This window comes from Mycolicibacterium chubuense, assembly GCF_001044255.1.
Lineage (GTDB): Bacteria > Actinomycetota > Actinomycetes > Mycobacteriales > Mycobacteriaceae > Mycobacterium > Mycobacterium chubuense.
Genome location: NZ_JYNX01000025.1, coordinates 14496 through 32655, shown reverse-complemented (window position 1 = coordinate 32655; position 18160 = coordinate 14496). Strand labels below are relative to the sequence as shown.

General features: G+C 67.5%; 17 protein-coding genes. 9 read left to right on the top strand and 8 right to left on the bottom strand.

Annotated features, from left to right (window positions below):
* Window positions 1-8: 8 nt before the first annotated feature.
* Window positions 9-596 (bottom strand): TetR/AcrR family transcriptional regulator, encoded by a 588-nt coding sequence (locus MCHUDSM44219_RS06470; protein WP_236695375.1) that lies wholly within the window; start codon window positions 594-596, stop codon window positions 9-11.
* A gap of 733 nt (window positions 597-1329) precedes the next feature.
* On the opposite strand from MCHUDSM44219_RS06470, the gene MCHUDSM44219_RS06465 reads away from it, so the two are divergent.
* Window positions 1330-2529 carry an alpha/beta hydrolase family protein gene (locus MCHUDSM44219_RS06465; RefSeq protein ID WP_236695374.1) on the top strand — a complete coding sequence of 400 codons (1200 nt, stop codon included), beginning with the start codon at window positions 1330-1332 and terminating at the stop codon, window positions 2527-2529.
* Window positions 2530-2539: 10 nt separating this feature from the next.
* Here the strand turns inward: MCHUDSM44219_RS06465 and MCHUDSM44219_RS06460 are convergent, their stop codons facing one another.
* Window positions 2540-3007: a glucose-6-phosphate dehydrogenase gene (locus MCHUDSM44219_RS06460; RefSeq protein WP_048417415.1), complete on the bottom strand. Its 468-nt coding sequence runs from the start codon at window positions 3005-3007 to the stop codon at window positions 2540-2542.
* A 171-nt stretch (window positions 3008-3178) separates the two neighbouring features.
* Between MCHUDSM44219_RS06460 and MCHUDSM44219_RS29940 the strand changes: the two genes are divergently transcribed.
* The 3 genes from MCHUDSM44219_RS29940 (at window position 3179) to MCHUDSM44219_RS06450 (ending at window position 7155) form a co-directional block, all read left to right on the top strand.
* Window positions 3179-3331 carry a hypothetical protein gene (locus MCHUDSM44219_RS29940; RefSeq protein ID WP_157868753.1) on the top strand — a complete coding sequence of 51 codons (153 nt, stop codon included), beginning with the start codon at window positions 3179-3181 and terminating at the stop codon, window positions 3329-3331.
* Between the two features lie 141 nt (window positions 3332-3472).
* Complete coding sequence (locus tag MCHUDSM44219_RS28760) at window positions 3473-5479, top strand: aldehyde dehydrogenase family protein (RefSeq protein WP_082162085.1); 2007 nt, start codon at window positions 3473-3475, stop codon at window positions 5477-5479.
* Complete coding sequence (locus tag MCHUDSM44219_RS06450; RefSeq protein ID WP_048417414.1) at window positions 5476-7155, top strand: alpha-amylase family protein; 1680 nt, start codon at window positions 5476-5478, stop codon at window positions 7153-7155. Before MCHUDSM44219_RS28760 ends, MCHUDSM44219_RS06450 begins: the two co-directional genes overlap by 4 nt.
* A gap of 6 nt (window positions 7156-7161) precedes the next feature.
* Here the strand turns inward: MCHUDSM44219_RS06450 and MCHUDSM44219_RS06445 are convergent, their stop codons facing one another.
* The gene (locus MCHUDSM44219_RS06445) at window positions 7162-8382 is read right to left on the bottom strand and encodes a sulfotransferase family protein (RefSeq protein ID WP_109777613.1); all 1221 of its coding nucleotides are present in this window, start codon (window positions 8380-8382) and stop codon (window positions 7162-7164) included.
* A 55-nt stretch (window positions 8383-8437) separates the two neighbouring features.
* Between MCHUDSM44219_RS06445 and MCHUDSM44219_RS06440 the strand changes: the two genes are divergently transcribed.
* Window positions 8438-9007 (top strand): TetR/AcrR family transcriptional regulator, encoded by a 570-nt coding sequence (locus MCHUDSM44219_RS06440; protein ID WP_048417412.1) that lies wholly within the window; start codon window positions 8438-8440, stop codon window positions 9005-9007.
* Window positions 9004-10134 (top strand): DUF1214 domain-containing protein, encoded by a 1131-nt coding sequence (locus tag MCHUDSM44219_RS06435; RefSeq protein WP_048417411.1) that lies wholly within the window; start codon window positions 9004-9006, stop codon window positions 10132-10134. Before MCHUDSM44219_RS06440 ends, MCHUDSM44219_RS06435 begins: the two co-directional genes overlap by 4 nt.
* A gap of 9 nt (window positions 10135-10143) precedes the next feature.
* Here the strand turns inward: MCHUDSM44219_RS06435 and MCHUDSM44219_RS06430 are convergent, their stop codons facing one another.
* The 4 genes from MCHUDSM44219_RS06430 to MCHUDSM44219_RS06415 form a co-directional block, all read right to left on the bottom strand.
* Window positions 10144-10575, bottom strand: coding sequence for a VOC family protein (locus MCHUDSM44219_RS06430; RefSeq protein WP_048417410.1), 432 nt, complete (start codon window positions 10573-10575; stop codon window positions 10144-10146).
* 63 nt (window positions 10576-10638) lie between these two features.
* Window positions 10639-11178 carry a nuclear transport factor 2 family protein gene (locus MCHUDSM44219_RS06425; RefSeq protein WP_048417409.1) on the bottom strand — a complete coding sequence of 180 codons (540 nt, stop codon included), beginning with the start codon at window positions 11176-11178 and terminating at the stop codon, window positions 10639-10641.
* A gap of 12 nt (window positions 11179-11190) precedes the next feature.
* Window positions 11191-12006 (bottom strand): aminoglycoside phosphotransferase family protein, encoded by an 816-nt coding sequence (locus MCHUDSM44219_RS06420; protein ID WP_048417408.1) that lies wholly within the window; start codon window positions 12004-12006, stop codon window positions 11191-11193.
* Window positions 12007-12012: 6 nt separating this feature from the next.
* Window positions 12013-13179, bottom strand: coding sequence for an LLM class flavin-dependent oxidoreductase (locus MCHUDSM44219_RS06415; RefSeq protein WP_048417407.1), 1167 nt, complete (start codon window positions 13177-13179; stop codon window positions 12013-12015).
* A 112-nt stretch (window positions 13180-13291) separates the two neighbouring features.
* Between MCHUDSM44219_RS06415 and MCHUDSM44219_RS06410 the strand changes: the two genes are divergently transcribed.
* The 3 genes from MCHUDSM44219_RS06410 to MCHUDSM44219_RS06400 all read left to right on the top strand — a co-directional run bounded on the left by MCHUDSM44219_RS06410 (window position 13292) and on the right by MCHUDSM44219_RS06400 (window position 16729).
* The gene (locus MCHUDSM44219_RS06410; protein ID WP_048417406.1) at window positions 13292-14644 is read left to right on the top strand and encodes an APC family permease; all 1353 of its coding nucleotides are present in this window, start codon (window positions 13292-13294) and stop codon (window positions 14642-14644) included.
* A gap of 84 nt (window positions 14645-14728) precedes the next feature.
* A complete protein-coding gene (locus MCHUDSM44219_RS06405) occupies window positions 14729-15292 on the top strand; it encodes a rhodanese-like domain-containing protein (protein WP_048417405.1) in 564 nt (187 codons plus the stop codon).
* Window positions 15293-15301: 9 nt separating this feature from the next.
* On the top strand, window positions 15302-16729 hold the full coding sequence (locus tag MCHUDSM44219_RS06400; RefSeq protein WP_236695373.1) for an FAD/NAD(P)-binding protein: 1428 nt from the start codon (window positions 15302-15304) through the stop codon (window positions 16727-16729).
* A gap of 6 nt (window positions 16730-16735) precedes the next feature.
* Here MCHUDSM44219_RS06400 and MCHUDSM44219_RS06395 read toward each other — a convergent pair whose 3' ends face one another.
* A complete protein-coding gene (locus MCHUDSM44219_RS06395) occupies window positions 16736-18127 on the bottom strand; it encodes an MBL fold metallo-hydrolase (protein WP_048417404.1) in 1392 nt (463 codons plus the stop codon).
* Window positions 18128-18160: the final 33 nt, after the last annotated feature.

Genomic DNA, 18160 nt, shown 5'->3' with positions numbered 1-18160 from the left:
GCGAATGGCTAGCGACGGCGTAATTGATTGCCGCGCTTGAAGACCGGCACCGGGTCGGGGGGATCGCTCAGCAGCGCTGGCAGAAAAAAGGTCCGGAGGTACCGACGCGCCGTTTCCGGATTCGAGGAGTCCGGAACGACGCCGATCAACAGGGTGATGGCTGTGGTGACGAGATACTGTGCGACGTCGTTGGGGTGCAGCCCCTCCCGCAGCCCGTCGCGATCGAGGTCGAGGGTGTCCACGAGCAGAGTGATGAGCTCGGACAGCGATGGATCCTGGACGATGAGCTGCGCGATCGTCCCGTCTTCGGTGTGCTCCGACAGCGTCTGCAGCAGTGGGTCGTCGACAAGCTCGGTCGCCACGATGACGAGGCTCTCGACCAGCATGTCGGCCAGGCCGGAGCCCGCCGGGAGGCGCTCGAGAATGTGCTGCTGAAGCCCACGGGTCTTGCGCGCCACCAGCTCCTCGAGGAGACGCCGGCGGTTCGGGAAATGGCGGTACATCGCAGCGCGGGAATAGCCGGCCTCGCGCGCGATGAGCTCCATGGTCGAGGCTTGGAAGCCGCGCGCCAGGATCGAGCGCTCCGCCGCATCCATCAGGACAGACCGCGCCTGACCCGCGGAGTTACCTCCTCCGCGAGGGCGCCCGCGCGTTCGTGGCGGCGGTGCCGCTCCGGCGGCCTCGGGAGATGCGCTCATCGTGATGTCCTCAGGACGACCAGTATGCCCGACACCCTTGCCCTATCCGTTCATTGACCATATAAATAGACATCTGTCGGCTAACGTCTATTTTTTCTGGGAGGTGACGGTGATGCGACGCACCGCGGCGGTGGTGACTCTGAGCGTTCTGACGGCGCCGGTGTCGGCAGCGCTGTTCCTCGGCATCGCCACCGCAGCGGCGGAACCGGATGCGACGGGCGGACAGGCGACGGCCAGTGCACCGACCGACTCCGGCCCTCGGGCCGAATCACGTGCGCCGGCCCGTCGGGGCGAACGATCCGACGCAGAAAAGCATCGTCCGCGATGGCTCGCACCCCGCCACGCGAGGGCCGAGGCCGAGGAGTCGACACAGGCCGCCCCGCGCCACTCGCCTCGAGTGGTGCGGCAGACGACGCCGACGAACGTGAGCCCCGCGCGCCCCACCGCCACAACGGACCGGACCACCTCCGTGACAACCGAACTCGACCTCGCGCGTTCGGCAGCAGCGGACCCGACACCCGGGAACGCCCAGCGTTCTATCCTGCGAGAGAGGCTCGGTGAGCACGCGGGCCTCCGAGAACGGGTCGCCGAGCGAGCCGCGCCGCGGACGACGGCACCGCCGGGTCCGGAGGTGGCGCCGTCGACCCGGGTGCTGGTCGATGACGGCGTTTCTGTGCCGGCTCCGCCACGGCGCGCGGGCCTGGTCAACGCCGTGGGATCGCTGGTCCTCAACACTCTTGTCGGGCTGATACATCTGGCCGATGGGCCACCCGTTCTTCCGCCCCGCAGCACGGTCACGGTGCGGACGTCGACACTCACGCTACCCATCGGCGCGGGTCGCTCCGTGCAGGCCGACTGGTACTTCCCCGAGGATGCCGACGAGTCGACGCGGCTGATCTACTTCCAGCACGGCTTTCTCGCCAGCGGGCCGATTTACAGCTACACCATCGCGCACCTGGCCGAGCGCACCGACAGCATCATTGTCGCGCCGTCGTTGTCATCGAACTTCTTCTCGCCGTCGGCCGAGTGGGTGGGTGGCTCGACCGTTCAGCGCGCCGTCGCCGACCTGTTCGTCGGCGACCGTGCGGCACTCACGGAAAGCGCTTCTGCTGCAGCGGGGTACGACGTGAGTCTGCCGGAGAAGTTCGTGCTCGTCGGGCACTCGGCGGGCGGCACACTGGTCACCAGCGTCGCCGGCTTCCTCGCCGACAACGGTGCGATCGCCGACCTGCAGGGCATCGTGATACTCGACGGCGTCGAACCCGCCGGATCTCCCTTCGTGAGCAGTGCGCTGTCGAAGCTTCGCGGTGCCGACTACCGGCCCATCTACCTCATCTCCTCCGACCGCTACTTCTGGAGCCGGAACGGGGACATGGCAGACAAGCTGCAGCTGGCACGGCCCGAGGACTTCAACGGAGTGAACCTGGTCGGCGGTCGGCACATCGATTACATGCTGGGCGGCAACAAGATCATCCAATTCGCCGAGTACCTCACCGCGGGCTTCTCGAAGCCGCAGAACATCGATGCTGCCGAGATCCTGATGGCCGGTTGGGTGAACGACCTGTTCTCCGGGACGCAGTCGCAGGGCGTCTACGGTTCGCCCGGCGAGCAGATCTCGATCCCCACGCCTGCCGGCACCGCCGATGCGGTGGTCCTGCCGCTGGGATATCCGGCACGGCCGGTCTGGAACCCTGTGCTGGAGGCCGTGTTGACTGCCATTTTCGACTTCGGCGGACGCAACTGGTTCGTCTACGAACCCCTGCCGGGCCACGGGGTGCCTGTCGGGGGACAAGCGATCAGGGCATGCGCCGTGTCTTCGTGTTTCCGATGAAGCGTGGATGCTAGCCGGGCAGGTCCACTCGCAGCGCGACGTGCTCATCGAGTATCCGGCGCAGTGCAGCGTCCATCGGATGAGCGGATGCGAGGTCGCGGCCAAACCGGCTGTCCACCACAACGACCGCGCCTTCACGCAGTTCGGCGGTGTCGACCTGATCAACGAACGGATCGAACAGGCCGGGCGGCGTGGCCAGGTAGTACAGCGCCCGGCCCGACTCGGTCAACCCGACGGCATACATCAGTCCGTGTTGGGTGATCACGAAGAGTTCGGAGGTGATCCTGGCATTCGGCGTCTCGGTTCTGCCCCATGCCATGGCGGCGCGCCGGGTCTGCGCCAATCGATCCGGGACGTGGTCAGAGAGTGTGAGCAACCTATCGACGAGCGCACGACCGGTCCGCGGATATGCGCCTATGGCTGGTCGGAACTGCCGGTGAAGAATCTCGCCGAAAAAGTCGTACAGTTGCTCGCTCATCGCGCACCCCAGTCTCCAGACGGACACATCGATTATGCGCCCGAAAACGGTCAGCTGAGCAGCGCGGGTGGCTAGACCCTCGGCCGTGGTACTGACGGGGCGGATTGGCACCGCGAAATCTGTACAGCCGGGTTCAAGATTCGCGCAGACCGGATTGCCACACTTCGAAAGATGTCGGCTGCCATGCAGAAAGCATCGAACGTGGGATCCATCCACAACGCCGCGCGTCGGAATCCGCTGCACGCGATGAGCTACAGCCTCGCGACAGCCATCAACCTCCTCGGCAAGGCATGGGCGCGCTGGGATCCCAACCCGGCGCAATGACCGGCATAGGGCGTGGGACGGTGCGCGCACGAACCGACGGGCCCGACGAATCCGATGTTGAAGGCGCGATCAAGTCCATGCGTCGGGAACCCGGAGGAGCTGCACGAGCTACAAACCCACCTGCGCATTCTGGAGGCGACCATGGCTATACATTCGGTCAACATCGAACACCGTTCCCCCATTGCCACGGTGAACCCGGCCAACGGAGAGCTGGTGCGCGAGTTCAACCCGATGAGCGACGAACAGGTCGATCACGCCGTCAATGACGCCCACCAGGCCTTCCTGTTCTGGCGCGAGCGTCCCGTCAGTGAGCGGTCGGCCGCGCTCGCCCGCGCCGCCGACCTGATGCTGGAACGTGTTGATGAGCTCAGCCGCCTGGTGACCTTGGAAATGGGCAAGCTTCGTCACGAAGCGCGCGGCGAGGTGAATCTGAGCGCCGAGATCTTTCGCTACTACGCGGAGAACGCTGCGAAGCTACTCGCGCCCGAACCGCTGGAAGTGGACGCGGGCAGCGCGGAGATGCGCTTCCAACCATTGGGCGTACTGCTCCGCGTCATGCCATGGAATTTCCCGATATACCAGGCTGCACGCTTCGCGGCGCCCAATATCGCTGCCGGCAACACCATCGTGCTCAAGCACGCGAGCCAGTGTCCGCAATGCTCGATCGCGATCGAGAAACTGCTGACCGACGCGGGCCTGCCACGCGGCGTTTATGTGAACCTACTCGTGCCCGGTCGCGCGGTGGAAAGGATCATTTCGAATCCCTTGGTGCGCGGAGTCTCGCTGACCGGGAGCGATGTCGCCGGCCAGTCGGTCGCCGAGCGCGCGGGACACGAGGTGAAGAAGACCGTGCTCGAACTCGGCGGCAGCGACCCGTTCATCGTGCTCGACGATGAGGACTTCGAGCGCACGCTGGACTTCGCGGTGACCGCCCGCGTCACGAACTGCGGCCAGAGTTGCGTCGCCGCGAAACGATTCATCGTCCTGGGCGACCTCTACGACCGCTTCCTGCAGGCTCTGCAAGAACGCATGGTCGCGCTCAGGCCGGGTGACGCGACCGACGAGGCCACCACCCTCGCCCCGCTCAGCTCTGAGCAGGCCGCGCAACGCCTGATCGATCAGATACAACAGGCCGTCGCCGGCGGCGCCACGCTGGTCCTCGGCGGTAGCCGCATCGAGCGCCCAGGCGCCTACGTCGAGCCGACCATCCTCACCGATATCACACCGGACAATCCGGCCTTCCGTGCGGAGTTCTTCGGACCGGCGGCGCAGGTTTACCGGGTCGAAACCGATTCTGAGGCAATCGAACTCGCCAACGCTACACCGTTCGCTCTCGGTGCTTCGGTGTGGAGCAAGGACGAGCAGCGGGCTCAGAACCTGGCCGCCCGGTTGGAGGCCGGCATGGTTTGGATCAATTACCCCACCAGCTCACAACCGCAGTTGCCCTTCGGAGGTGTCAACCGCTCCGGTTACGGACGCGAGCTCGGCCCACTGGGCATCAAAGAATTCGTCAAGGAGGTTCGCGATCGGCGCCTCGTCGAGTGTGTCGGGGTGATCCGGCGACTGCTGCACGGCGAAGAGGTCACCCACGAAGGTCTCGTCCATGTCAACCGGGCGCGCCTGTGGACGTTGCCCGAGGCGGTGCCCGACCTGGTCGGCCCCGCGGTGACCCCGGACACCGCTACCCGCCACGCCGCATGGGCGGACGGTCTCATCACGGTCAATCAACCCGGCGACAAACCCCGCCGGGTCCTCGACGCCTACCGCGAGGCGGGGGGACGGGGTCCCGCCAGGCTTCAGATTCACCTGAGCTGGGCGCCGACCGATGAGGAGGCGCTGGCCGTCGCGCATGACCAGTGGCGCAACAACGTCTTCGCTCCGCCGGTCTGCTGGGACACCGAGAGCGTCGAGGCGTTCGACGTCATCGGCGAGGCGGTGAGCCGCGAGCGGGTTGCGGAGTCGGTGCGCGTCTCGAGCGATCTGCGCCAACATGCCGCGTGGCTTCACCAGGACATCGAGCAGGGCTGGGATGAGCTGTACCTGCACTTCGTGGGTCGACACCAGGCCCCGTTCATCGATGCGTTCGGTGAGCACGTGTTGTCGCAGTTGTCGCCCACCGCGCCGCAACCGGCGACGGCGTCGGCATGAGGACCATCGAGACGGGCGACCTGTGGTGGAAGAACGCCGTTTTCTACTGCGCCGACGTCGAGACCTTCTACGACTGGAACGGCGACGGATGTGGCGACATCCGGGGGATGACCGAGCGCATCGAGTACCTCTTCGACCTCGGGGTGACGTGCCTGTGGCTGATGCCCTTCTATCCGACCGCCCGCAAGGACGACGGCTACGACATCACGGACTTCTTCGGGGTCGACCCCCGCCTCGGCAACCTGGGTGACTTCGTCGAACTCGTCCGCACCGCCCGTTCCACCGGAATCCGTGTCGTGGTCGATTTCGTCATGAACCACACCTCAGATGCGCACCCCTGGTTCAAATCCGCTCGACGGAGTAAGGACGATCCGTATCGCGACTATTACGTCTGGAGTTCCACCGAGCCGGCGTCGAGTGCGAAGGATGTCGTCTTCCCGGACCAGGAGGACAGCATCTGGGAGCCGGAGCCCAGAACCGGCGAGTGGTACCTGCACCACTTCTATAAGCATCAGCCTGACCTGAACATCGCCAATCCTCGTGTTCAGGAGGAGATTTCGCGCACCCTGGGGTTCTGGCTCGCGCTCGGGGTGTCCGGGTTCCGGGTCGATGCGGTGCCGTTTCTGTTCGCCGACGACGGTGCGCCTGGAGACCCGGGCGTCTTCGATCCTTTTCGCTACCTGGGCGACGTGCGGAACTTCGTCACCCGGCGCCTCGGAGATGCCGTGCTCCTCGGTGAGGTCAACGTCCCCTACCGGGAACAGAAGAAGTTCTTCGGGGGGGCCGACGGAGACGGTCTCAACATGCAATTCGATTTCATCGGAATGCAGAACATCTTCCTCTCCCTCGCCCGCGGCGACGCCCGGCCGATCGCCAAGGCGTTGCGCCAGCGTCCGGTCCTCGACATCACCAGCCAATGGGCCAATTTCGTGCGCAACCACGACGAACTCACCCTCGACAAACTCACCGACAGCGAGCGCCAGGAGGTTTTCGACGCGTTCGGCCCCGACCCGGACATGCAACTGTTCGGCCGGGGTCTGCGGCGCCGGCTTCCGTCGATGCTCGGTGGAGACGAACGGCGGATGCGCATGGCGTACTCGCTCGCGTTCTCCCTGCCGGGGACACCGGTGTTGTTCTACGGCGAGGAGATCGGCATGGCTGAGAACCTCGAGATCCCTGGCCGCTTCGCGGTACGAACGCCGATGCAGTGGACGGACGGCGACAACGGCGGCTTCTCCCGCGCCCCTCGTCGACGGCTTCCCCGCCCGCTGCCCGACGGGCTCTACGGCCCTGAGCGCGTCAACGTCGCCGATCAGCGTCATGATCACGGCTCGTTCTGGTGGTTCATTCGCGACCTCATCTACACCTACCGCCAGCAGCCCGAGATCGGTTGGGCAACAGCAGAAGTGGTCAAGCAACCCCACCGTGCGGTGCTCGCCCACGTCTGCCGGGAGGAGTCGGGCTGGTTGATGCTCGCCCTGCACAACTTCGGGGCCGAGGCTGTCATCGTGCCGATAGTTCTCGACGACGTGGGGCCTGGCTGTGTCCTCGTCGATCTGCTCGATGGCCTCTCCGAGCAATCGCTCGACGCCAAGGGAAGGGTCGACCTCCAACTGGGCGCCTACGGTTACCGGTGGCTCCGGCTGCGCCGCCCCGACGACGATCCGATCATCTGAGCGGGCTCACCTCGAAAAGCGCTCCGCGTACGGCGTGAACCGGCGACGCAGGTCCTGCTCCTCGACGCCGAACATCTCGCACGAGGTGACCACCCTGCCGAACCGGTTGCGTTGATGGGCAACCAGGTAGGCGTCGATGGCCGCACGTGCCTCGTGGGTCATCGGTTCGCCGGCGAGCTGGTACACCCGCTCGGCGGTTCCCACCTCGTCGGTCATGAAGTCGTCGAACCGGATGTCCACCGAACGGCCGCTCCCGATGAGGTCACGGTCACGGATCAGCGCTGCGAGCATGAGCTCGAGCCGGTCGACCCATGCGGCGGCGATCGTCTCGACCGGCGGCGCTGCGCTGTACATCCGTGCCGCGTAGACGACCATCGCCAGCATCGACAGCACCACCGGCACCGGGTCGCGATGAGTGCACACCACCACCACGCCAGGAAACACGCGGTCCAGCACCGGCAACTGCTCGAGATGCTGAGGTGACTTGAGGAGCCAGCGGCGTCCGCCTCGCAGGAACTGCATCGCCTGCAGCTGAGTGCGCAGATACTCATAGTGCGGCGTCTGATCCGAGCGCAGGTAGTGGTCCCGCCAGGCGGGCACATGCGCGAGCGTCTCCATCAGCATCGTGGAGAAATCGTTGGCCAGCAGCTGGATCTCCTCGTGCACATGATCGGTGGTCATTTCGTGCATGCTGCGGAAGTGGGGGATCAGCAGGTCCATCATCGACACCGCCAATTCCATCCTGGCCCGACGCGGATCGGGCTCGACTCCGTCCTCGGCGGGCAGCGGGAACGGTTCCACGCTCTCCCAGTACTGCATCGTGCGGAAAGTCGGTCCGGCGGCGAGCATGTTGTGCAGATGCGTGGTCCCGGTGCGCGGCAGTCCGGCGATCACCACCGGGGGCGCCAACTCGATGTCGTGGATCTGCGGATGGCGGCGCAGCAGGTCGGTGAGCAGCAGCCGGTTCGTCAACCACTGCGTGAGCTGGCTGAAGAAGTTCACCCGGCCGGGAGCGTGCATGTCGTCGAGATCGGCGAGCGAGCCGAGATAAATGTCCAGCCGTTCGCGGTAGTCGTCGGCGCCGAAGTCGTCCAGCCCGGTCGCCTGCCGGGCGGCGGCGTGCAGGGCGTCCGACTTCAGCGGGCACTCGTCCGCCATCGCGGCCATCATGTCCCGAACCTGTTGTGCGGCAGGGTTGTATCGCGGTGCTGCCAGGTCGTCGAGCATGATCACATCGGATGTGGTGTCCGTCACAGCCACTTATGTTACTGTGAGTCACGTAATGACGACAGACCTTGGCCGACCGCGCAATCGGCAGATCGACGACGCCGTCCTCGCGGCCACGGCCGAGTTGATCGGCGAGGTGCCCTATGCCGAACTGTCGGTGGGGGCCATCGCCCAGCGCGCCGGCACCAGCAAGCCCGCGATCTACCGGCGCTGGCCGAGCAAGGCGCACCTGGTGCACGAGGCCGTGTTCCCGATCGGGGAGGCCACCCGGATCCCGTCGACCGGATCCCTGGCCGGCGACATCCGGGAGATGGTGCGGCGCGTGGCCGCGATCCTCGCACCTGCCCGCGCCGCGCTGCCCGGTCTGATCGGGGAGATGGCTGCCGATCCCACGCTGCACGCTGCGTTGCTCGAGAGGTTCGGCGACGTCATCACGCGCGGGCTCGGTGATTTCCTGAGCGACGCGGCCGCGCGCGGCGAGGTCCGGCCGGATGTGTCCGCCGACGAACTGGCCGAGGCGGTCGCAGGTATCACGCTGGTGTCCCTGCTGACTCGCGGCGCGGCCCCCGACAATGACTGGCTGGATCGCGCCGCGACCCTGATCATGAGAGGAATCAGCACGTGACGGAAGGCCACCTCGGCAGCGAATCCGGTTCGGCATGGCGGGAATTGGTCGAGACCCTCGGAGGGCTCGACCGTAGCTTCACCGACGGTGACCGTGCCGTCGTCGACGATCGGAACCTCGCCGACGGGTACCGGATGCTGGCGACCACGCTCGGCGTCGCGTTCGACACCTACCTGTTCGCCGAGCCGAGCCGGCCGCAGTTCATCGAACTCAACACCCCATTCCGCCGCGATCGGCGCTGGGGCGGGGACAACACCGACGCGTGGTACCACCTATGCCCGGTCGACGAGCGCCGCCGCTACCGTGTCAGCGGGAATCGCGGTGACAGCGTGTACTTCTCGGTGACGGCCTACAACGAGCCCGCCCCGGGCAGCTGGTCGGATCGCGTCGTGCACATCGTCAACGACAGCGATCTGGACAGCGCGGGCCACCTCGACGCCGCCGGCGACTTCTCCTTCGAGATCGGACCGCTGCCGGGCATGGCGGTGCTGGTGACGCGCGACTATCAGGTCGATCCGACGTCCGGGCGGCCGGTGCGCTGGCAGATCGAGGCACTTGACGAGCCGGACCCCATCCGGCACGGCGATCAGGAGACGGCCGCGGCGCTGCGGGCGTGTGCGGCCTGGCTGCGGACGATGTTCGCGATCGTGCCCCTCGCCGTCGGCGCCCGCGTCGACGACGCCCACGCCCTCGGGCACGAGGTCACCCAGGTGGCCAACGAGTTCGGTGAGCCGTACCGGGTGCCCGACAGCAACTTCGGCTGGTCAGCCCGCGACGCCTGCTACTCCTACGGCAGCTTCGTTCTCGGCGACGACGAGGCACTCGTCGTCACCCACCGCCCTCCGCAGTGCCGGTTCTGGAACATGGTGGTGTGGAACCAGTTCATGGGCGGTCACATCGTGACCGACGGGAGAGTGTCGGTCAACGGGCACACGGCGGTGCCCAACAGCGACGGGTCGGTGACCATCGTGATCGCCAAAAGACAGACAACACACCCGAACTCGGTGTCCACGGTCGACTATCCGCGGGGCAACCTCGCCTTCCGCTGGTTCCACGCCGACCAGGTCCCGGTGCGCCCGGACACCGCGCTGGTGGCGCTGGCCGACGCGCCCACGTCGGTGACCTGAGCGCCGGGCTCAGCTCAGCGGTGCGGTCAGTTCGATGTTGATGTCGTCAGGATCCTGGAACGACAGGATCGCGATCCCCGCGTCTTCGAGCACGGTGATGGCGCCGTGCTCGATGCCGGCGTCCGCGAGCGCCGCCTGAGCGGAATTCAGATCCGACCGGCTCGCGACGGCGAAGCTGACGTGGTCGAGCCCGATGTGGGTGGGATCGAAGCTGCCGCTGCCGCCGGGCCGCAGGCCAAACAGCGTGCCCTGTGGCGTCTGATAGACCGCGCCGCCGAAGAACCGCTCCTGCGACTCCGCGACCCCCGGATCATCGGCCATCGACGACGCGTCGACGACCAGCGGCCATCCGAACACCGTGTCGTAGAACTTCTTGGACCGTGCGATGTCGGTGACGGTGATGCGGACGTGGGCGAAACCCGTGCTGGGAACCAGAGCCATGCCTCCATCGGTACCCGCGCCGACGCGTATTCCTCCGCGACAGGCCGCATGTTCATCGAATCGTCATGCGCCGCCGGAGAGCAGTGAGAAGAACCGATGGGACGGATCGTCCGGACCCGGGCTTCCCGTCGCGGTGCCCCGGGTGATGGGGTGGCTCAGGTCGGTGGCCGACGGGTCGCTGACCCGCGCCCAATCGGTCACGATGCTACGGGCGGTGAATCTCCACTCGCCGTCGCGCTTTTCGTACCTGTCGAGGTAGCGGCCGCCGACCACGACGTCGACGTCGTGATCACCGGCATCCAGGGTGTGTGTCGCCAGCATGTAGATCTCACCTTCGGCGACGTCCCCCTCGACGGCGAAGTTCATCGTGGTGACGTGGTGCTGCATGGACCGCAGGTACGGACGCGCCGCCATGATCTGCGTGACGAGATCAGCGGCCGAGCCGGCCGAGAATCCGCCGTGCGCATCGGTGGCGTCCGGGTGGTACAGGCCGCGCAGAGCCGCCGCGTCACCACGGTCGACCGCGCGGGAGTAGCGGTGCACGAGCTTGCCGAGCGCGAACTCGTCGAGCATCTCCTGGACCATCGGATCGGTCATCGTCACACCGTAAGCGGCTCAGTCCTGCACCGCCTTCGCGATCGCCAGGTAGCGGGTTACCGCGGCGGAGGCATTCGCGCCGGAGGCGCCGGTGGCAAGACGGACCATCCGCACCACGATCCACGCGCGCGCCCGGTCGTCGTCGAGCCCGGCGGCGTCGACGAGCGTCCAGAAGCGGTGCCGCACGCCATCGCGGACGTGCCCGGCGTAGTCCTCCCAGCGATGCACCAGCATCGGGGCCAGTTCGTCGTGCGGATCGCCGTTGACCGGGCGCGCATCGACCGCCAGCCACGGTTCCCGGTCGGCGGCGCGCACCGAGGAGAACTGGAGGTCGCCGTGCAGCACCACCTCCGATGCGTCGGCGCTCAGGTCGCGGGTCAGCGCCAAGGCCTGTTCAATCAACCGGCGCGGCACCGGGACGCTGAGGTCCAGGTCATCGAGACGGTCCGCCCAGCGACGCAAAGCCTTTGTGGCCGAGGGCAATCGGGGCAGGGCGGGAACGTGCAGGCGGCTGTAGAGTCCCGCGACGATCTCGCACGCCTCGGTGTCGGTCAGCGCGTCGAGCGTCGTCGGCCCCACTCGTTCGGTGAGGAGCACCCGCTCGTGGGGATCGGCCCGCAGAAGCCGCACCGCACCGTCGCCGCCCCAGCGGCGCAGCACCAGATGCTCGGAGTCCGAGGCACCGATCTTGAGCAGTGCCGGCGTCCCGTCGGCCGTTCGCACCGGCAGGGTCAGTGCGTCGCCGCTGCGCTCGGCAGGTCCGTCGGCACGCAGCCGCCACTGCTCGAGCCGGTGCTGCGCCAGTGCGGTCGGATCGGGCTCGGCCGGGGTCAAGACGCGCTAGGGGGTGGCCGGAGTGTGCTTGGCCTGCTGCTCGGCGGCATGGTCCTCGATCGCCTTGCCGATCGCGTGGGCGGCGCGGTCGACGAATTCGCGTCCACTGTCGGTGACCCAGTCGCGCGAGGCGGCCGGTGCGGCAAGCTGTCCGGTGAAGTGTGGGATCACGTACTGGGCGAACAGTTCGTAGCTGCGCAGCTTGGCCGCAGGCGGCGCCCAATCGTGATCGAAGAGCAGGAAAGCGCCGAACCCGCCGTCGCTCGCCTCGACGAGCTCCTCGATCTTGGCGACCGCGTCCTCGGGGGTGCCGATCACCGCGAATCCCGACTCCCGGTTGTTGGCGATGATCTCCTCGACGGTGTCGCCCTGCACCGGACCGGCGGGCAGGATGTGGCTGAAATAGCGGGAAAATTCGGCGATGCCGTAGGCGACGTCACGCTCGGCCTGCTCCCGGGTGTCGGCCAGGTGCATCGGGCCGACGAGCCGCCACTTGGACCGGTCGGCGACATGGCCGTGCTCGAGGGCCACCTCCTCCCAGGTCCTCCAGTGCTGGGCCAACAGGTCCATACCCTGCCGGGCGGTCGCGGCGATCGACAGCATCCCGATGCCGTGCCTGCCCGCGCCGCGCGGACCGGTCGGCGAGAACGACGCCGCAACAGCGACGTCGAAGCACGGGTCGCTGTAGGGCTTCAGCTGAAGACGCGCGTCCTGCAAGGTGAATCCGTCGGTGTGCATCGTGACGGTCTCGCCGCGCAGCAGCCGCATGATGGCGTCGAGGCACTCCTCCATACGGGGACGCTGCTCGTCGGCCGGGATGCCGAGCATGTGCGCGTCGGAGGTGAGCTGGCCCGGCCCGCACCCCAGCATCACCCGGCCGCGGGTCAGATGATCCAGCAGCACCATCCGATCGGCGAGCATCAGCGGGTGGTGATAGGGCAGCGAACTGACCCCGGTGCCCAACCTGATGTGTTTGGTCCGCTCCGCAGCGACACCGATGAACACCTCGGGTGAGGCGATGATCTCGAAGCCGGCCGAGTGGTGCTCGCCGATCCATGCCTCGTGGAATCCGAGGCGATCCATCGCCACGACGAGGTCGAGATCGCGTTCGATCGCCAGCGTCGGATTCTGTCCGGTCGGGTGAAACGGTGCCATGAAGTTCCCGAAGCGCATGCGCTCATTCTGACCTCCGCGGCGGTTCGGGGCCTACAACTCCGCGCAACGGGTACAGATCCCGGCGAGCCGGCCTGCCGTCGGCCCGAGGGAGGGACATCGCATGACTCACATGTCTTCGGAGACCGGCACCGCGCGGGCCGTCGACACCGCCGCGCCGACCAAGCTCGCCCGGTCGATCACCGGGCCGCTGCTGTTCCTGTTCATTCTCGGCGACGTGCTGGGCGCGGGGATCTATGCGCTGATGGGAGTGCTGTCCGACGAAGTCGGCGGCGTGCTCTGGGCGCCGCTGGTGATCGCGTTGCTGATGGCTCTGCTGACTGCGGGATCGTATGCCGAACTGGTGACGAAGTATCCGCGCGCGGGCGGGGCGGCGGTCTTCGCCGACCGGGCGTTCGGCAAGCCGCTGTTGTCGTTCCTGGTGGGCTTCTCGATGCTCGCCGCCGGCGTGACCAGTGCCGCCGGACTGGCGCTGGCGTTCTCCGGGGACTACCTTGCGACGTTCGTCGACGTGCCCGTCGTTCCCGCTGCACTGGTGTTCCTGGTGCTGGTGGCGTGCCTGAACGCCCGGGGGATCAGCGAGTCGCTGAAGACGAACGTGGTGATGACGGTCATCGAACTGTCCGGTCTGCTGATCGTGATCGCGGTGGTGGCCGTGATGCTCGGCCGGGGCGACGGCGATATCGGCCGCGTCGTCGAGTTCCCGGACGGGTCCAGCCCGGCCATGGCCATGCTGGGCGGCGCGATCATCGCCTACTACTCGTTCGTCGGGTTCGAGACGTCGGCCAACGTGGTGGAGGAGATCAAGGATCCGAGCCGGGTGTACCCGCGCGCCCTGTTCGGTGCCCTGATCACCGCCGGTGTGATGTACGCGCTGGTCGGTCTGGCGTCCTCGATCGCGCTGCCCCCCGAGGAGCTGTCGAAGTCGTCGGGTCCGCTGCTGGCGGTCGTGGGCGCGTCCGGTGTCGGCATCCCGGACTGGGTTTTCAGCCTGATCGCGTTGATCGCCGTCGCCAACGGCGCCCTGCTGACGATGATCATGTCGAGCCGGTTGACCTACGGGATGGCCGAGCAGGGCCTGCTGCCGGCGGTGCTCACCCGGGTGCTGCCCAACCGGCGCACCCCGTGGGTGGCGATCCTCGCCACCACGGTGGTCGCGATGCTGTTGACCCTCGTCGGAGATCTGTCGACGCTGGCTCAGACCGTGGTGCTGCTGCTGCTCTTCGTGTTCCTGTCGACCAACGTCGCGGTGCTGGTGCTGCGCCGCGATCACGTGGAGCATCCCCACTTCCGGGTGTGGACGTTCGTCCCCGTCCTCGGGGTGGCGTCGTGTGTGCTGCTGCTGACCCAGCAGAGCGCGACGGTGTGGCTGTTCGCCGGTGTGCTGTTGGTGGTCGGTGTGGTGCTGTACGTGGTCGCGCGCATCGTGACCCGACGCACCAGGGGCGACCGCACGCACGTTTGATGCGCGGCGATTTTAACTAGGTCACAGTCACGCTCGGGCGGGGAAAGTAGCGCAGATGCCCTCGAGCCCGACGGGAGATGACCGATGAGCGCCGCCACCCTCGACCCGACCGCCCTGCGCCGGCGCCTGGAGTCCCGAACGCCACCGACGGTGCTGGACGTGCGGACTCCCGCCGAGTTCGAGACCGGGCACATCGCCGGGGCGCGCAATGTGCCCCTCGACGTGCTGCGCATTCGTCTCGACGACGTCGCCGCCCGGCTCGACGGCGAGGTGGTGTACGTCTGCCGCTCCGGCCAGCGCGCCGCCCAGGCGCACACGTTGGTGGCCGGCGTCGGCGTCACCGACGGTGCGGTGCTGCGCGGCGGACTCTCGGATTGGGAGAGCAGCGGATTCGACGTCGACCGCGGCACGCAGCGCTGGGAGCTGGAACGGCAGGTCCGCCTGGTTGCCGGTTCGATCGTCCTGACCTCCGTGCTCGGAAGTGTCGCGGTGCCGAAACTCAAGTGGGCGGCGGCCGCCATCGGTGGCGGGCTCACGTTCGCCGCGGTCAGCAACACGTGCGCGATGGCCACCGCCCTGTCGAAACTGCCGTACAACACGGGTCCCCGCTACGACGAGTCCCGTTTTGTCACCCAGCTCGGGGCCTGACGGGCAACTGTGCCGAACCCCGCCTGTATCGCCGTCCTCGGAGGCGGCTTCAGCGGCGCGATGACCGCGGTCAATGTCGCCCGGATCAGCGACCGCGCCCTGCATGTCGTGGTCGTCGACGATCGCGGGTCGGTGGGCCGCGGCGTGGCCTACAGCGTCCGCCGCCCCGAATACCTGCTCAACGTCGCGGCACGGAACATGTCCGCCTTCCCCGACGAGCCCGACCATTTCCTGCACTGGCTGCGCACCCGGGCCGAGTTCGAACCCCTGCCCGAGGCCGAGCTGCGCGAGCAGTTCGTGCCACGCCAGGTGTACGGTGACTACCTACGTTCGATCGTGGGTAACCATCTTTGCGGCGACAGCCACCGACCCTGTGTCACAACCGAACTCATCACGGGCGAAGCTGTCGACATCGAACCCGGGGATGGCCACTGCCTGGTGCGGATGGCCGACGGGTCGGCGATCGCCGCCGAGAAGATCGTGCTCGCCACGGGCAACGAACCGCCCGCACGCCTTCCCGGTGCGAGTGCGCTCGACGACCACCCGGCCTGGGTCGCCAACCCGTGGCAGCAGTGGGAGCACCGGGTGCCCGCGGCCGGCAGCATCGCCATCCTCGGGACGGGGTTGTCGGCCGTCGACGCCATCATCACGCTGTGCGATCTGGGATGGCAGGGTTCGATCCACGCCATCTCGCGCCACGGCTGGCTGCCGCACGCTCATTTCCGCGGCATCGAGTATCCCGAATTTCCGCCTGCGGGAGTAGATCTCGTCACGCTCGGACTCAACGACCTCCGGCGTCTGGTGTCGCAGCACTGCGCGGAGCTGGTTGCCCGCGACGCCGATCCGGCGATCATCGTCGACAAGCTCCGGCCGTACACGCAACGCATCTGGGGGAACTTCAGCCGCGAGGAACGCCTCGAGTTCGCGCGTCGCGACGCCGCTCGCTGGAATGTGCTGCGCCACCGCATCGCTCCCGAGATCCACGACCAGGTCATGCACGCGCGCCGCACCGGTGCGCTGCAGATCCATGCCGGCTCCATCGAGGAGCTCCAGGCGGTCGACGGCACGATCCGGATCGGCATCGAGGCACGTGAGCCCGTGGTGGCCGACCTGGTGATCAATGCCACCGGACCGTCGACGCGGTTCTCGGCAACGCGAAACGTTCTGCTCCGCAATCTGCTCGCGCGCGGGTTGGTCTCACCGGACGACACGGACATGGGGATCCGCATCGACCTCGACCACACCGTGGTCGACGCTCAGGGCGACCGGTCGGCGTCGCTGCTGGCCCTCGGCCCGACACTGCGCGGCACGTACTGGGAGACCGTCGCCGTGCCGGAATTGCGGGTGCAGGCGCGACGGGTGGCCGAGACCCTGCTCGGTGCGGTGCCGGTCGATGTCGAGGAGGAGGGTCAGCTCCGGCTGGAATACATGCTCTAGGACCGGTCATCCCGTCAGTCCGAGATCGACGGCGGTGGTGAACGAGTCGTCGACGAGCACGACGTCCTGGCCCGCCGCGTCGAGCAGCGACGCCGCCACCGATGCGCGATATCCGCTGGCGCAGTGCACCCACAACTGTTGCGGTCCCAGGCTGTCGAGGCGGTCGAGCAGATCGTGCAGCGGAACGTTCACCGCACCGTTGACGTGAGCTGTGCGGAACTCGTCGCTACGCCGCACATCGACGACACGGACGTCCCCACGATCGGTGAGCGCGGCCAGTGCCGGGAAATCGGCGACGGGGTAGGAGGTGACCGTGTCTGACGTGCGCCAGTGCTCGACGTCTGCCGTCGCTGCGCCGGCGAGGTGGTCGATGCCGATACGGACGAGTTCCCGTCTGGCCTGGAGGATCTGCCCGGCGTCGGCCCCGACGAGGGTGAGCGGCGCACCCCACCGGTGCAGCCAGCCGAGGTAGGTGAGAAACGAGTCGGACAATTCGAAGCCCACGCTTCCTCTCAGGTGTCCGGCGGCGAAGGCGGCACGCTGTCTCAGGTCGACCACCCATTCTCCCGTGTCGATGCGGGCGCGCAGGTCCTCGAGATCCACCGGGCGCGGGGCGGACAGATCAGCGGCCGGCGCCCCCGCTCGGTTGAGCGCGCCCATGTGGGCGTAGTACGCCGGGTGATCGGACAGATTTGCCAACAGGCCGTCGACGAAATGCCGCTCGTCGCGGGTCAGCGCCGGATTCGTGGCCCGTTGTTCGCCGATGGTGGAGGCGTCGCGGTCGGTACCGCCCGCGGCGCAGAAGCTCCCGAAACCGTGGGTGGGATACACCCTTGTCGCACTCGGCAATTCGTGCGCCAAGCGGCGCACCGAGCGGTACTGGGCGACGGCCAGCGATTCGGTGTGCTCCGGATCGAGGAGGTCGGTGCGTCCGGTGCTGTCGAACAACAGGGACCCGCCCGAGAACACGGCGATGGTCGCCCCGGTCGCATCCGTCAGCACATAGCTGGTGTGGTGAGCGGTGTGTCCCGGCGTGTGCACGGCGCGCAACGTGAACGGGCCCGCGCTCACGACGTCGCCGTCGGCGACCCGGGTGGCCCCGAATCCCAGCTCGTCTCCCGCCGGCACGACGTACTCGGCGCCGGTCGCGCGGGCCAGCGCGAGCCCGCCGGACACGTAGTCGTTGTGCACGTGGGTTTCCAGGACATGGGTGATCCGCGCGCCCGCCGCGGATGCGCGCTCGAGGATGCGGTCGACGTCCCGCTGGGGGTCGATGACCGCGGCGATCACGTCGCCGTCGGCCGCACCGATCACGACGTAGCTGCGGTCGCCCAGCGACGGTGTCTCGACAACGAGCACCTCGACGTCGTCGGATTCCGGCTTCCGCGCAGTCGTCACGCGCCGAGTCAACCGCAGCGATCGTTCAGGTGC

What these genes read in the sequence shown, in the direction of transcription:
- MCHUDSM44219_RS29940 (WP_157868753.1), top strand. Translation starts at nt 3,179, where the DNA reads ATGTCGGCTGCCATGCAGAAAGCATCGAACGTGGGATCCATCCACAAC.
- MCHUDSM44219_RS28760 (WP_082162085.1), top strand. Translation starts at nt 3,473, where the DNA reads ATGGCTATACATTCGGTCAACATCGAACACCGTTCCCCCATTGCCACG.
- MCHUDSM44219_RS06445 (WP_109777613.1), bottom strand. Translation starts at nt 8,382, where the DNA reads ATGCTCGACGACCTGGCAGCACCGCGATACAACCCTGCCGCACAACAG.
- MCHUDSM44219_RS06470 (WP_236695375.1), bottom strand. Translation starts at nt 596, where the DNA reads ATGGATGCGGCGGAGCGCTCGATCCTGGCGCGCGGCTTCCAAGCCTCG.
- MCHUDSM44219_RS06415 (WP_048417407.1), bottom strand. Translation starts at nt 13,179, where the DNA reads ATGCGCTTCGGGAACTTCATGGCACCGTTTCACCCGACCGGACAGAAT.
- MCHUDSM44219_RS06410 (WP_048417406.1), top strand. Translation starts at nt 13,292, where the DNA reads ATGTCTTCGGAGACCGGCACCGCGCGGGCCGTCGACACCGCCGCGCCG.
- MCHUDSM44219_RS06450 (WP_048417414.1), top strand. Translation starts at nt 5,476, where the DNA reads ATGAGGACCATCGAGACGGGCGACCTGTGGTGGAAGAACGCCGTTTTC.
- MCHUDSM44219_RS06460 (WP_048417415.1), bottom strand. Translation starts at nt 3,007, where the DNA reads ATGAGCGAGCAACTGTACGACTTTTTCGGCGAGATTCTTCACCGGCAG.
- MCHUDSM44219_RS06430 (WP_048417410.1), bottom strand. Translation starts at nt 10,575, where the DNA reads ATGGCTCTGGTTCCCAGCACGGGTTTCGCCCACGTCCGCATCACCGTC.
- MCHUDSM44219_RS06405 (WP_048417405.1), top strand. Translation starts at nt 14,729, where the DNA reads ATGAGCGCCGCCACCCTCGACCCGACCGCCCTGCGCCGGCGCCTGGAG.
- MCHUDSM44219_RS06440 (WP_048417412.1), top strand. Translation starts at nt 8,438, where the DNA reads ATGACGACAGACCTTGGCCGACCGCGCAATCGGCAGATCGACGACGCC.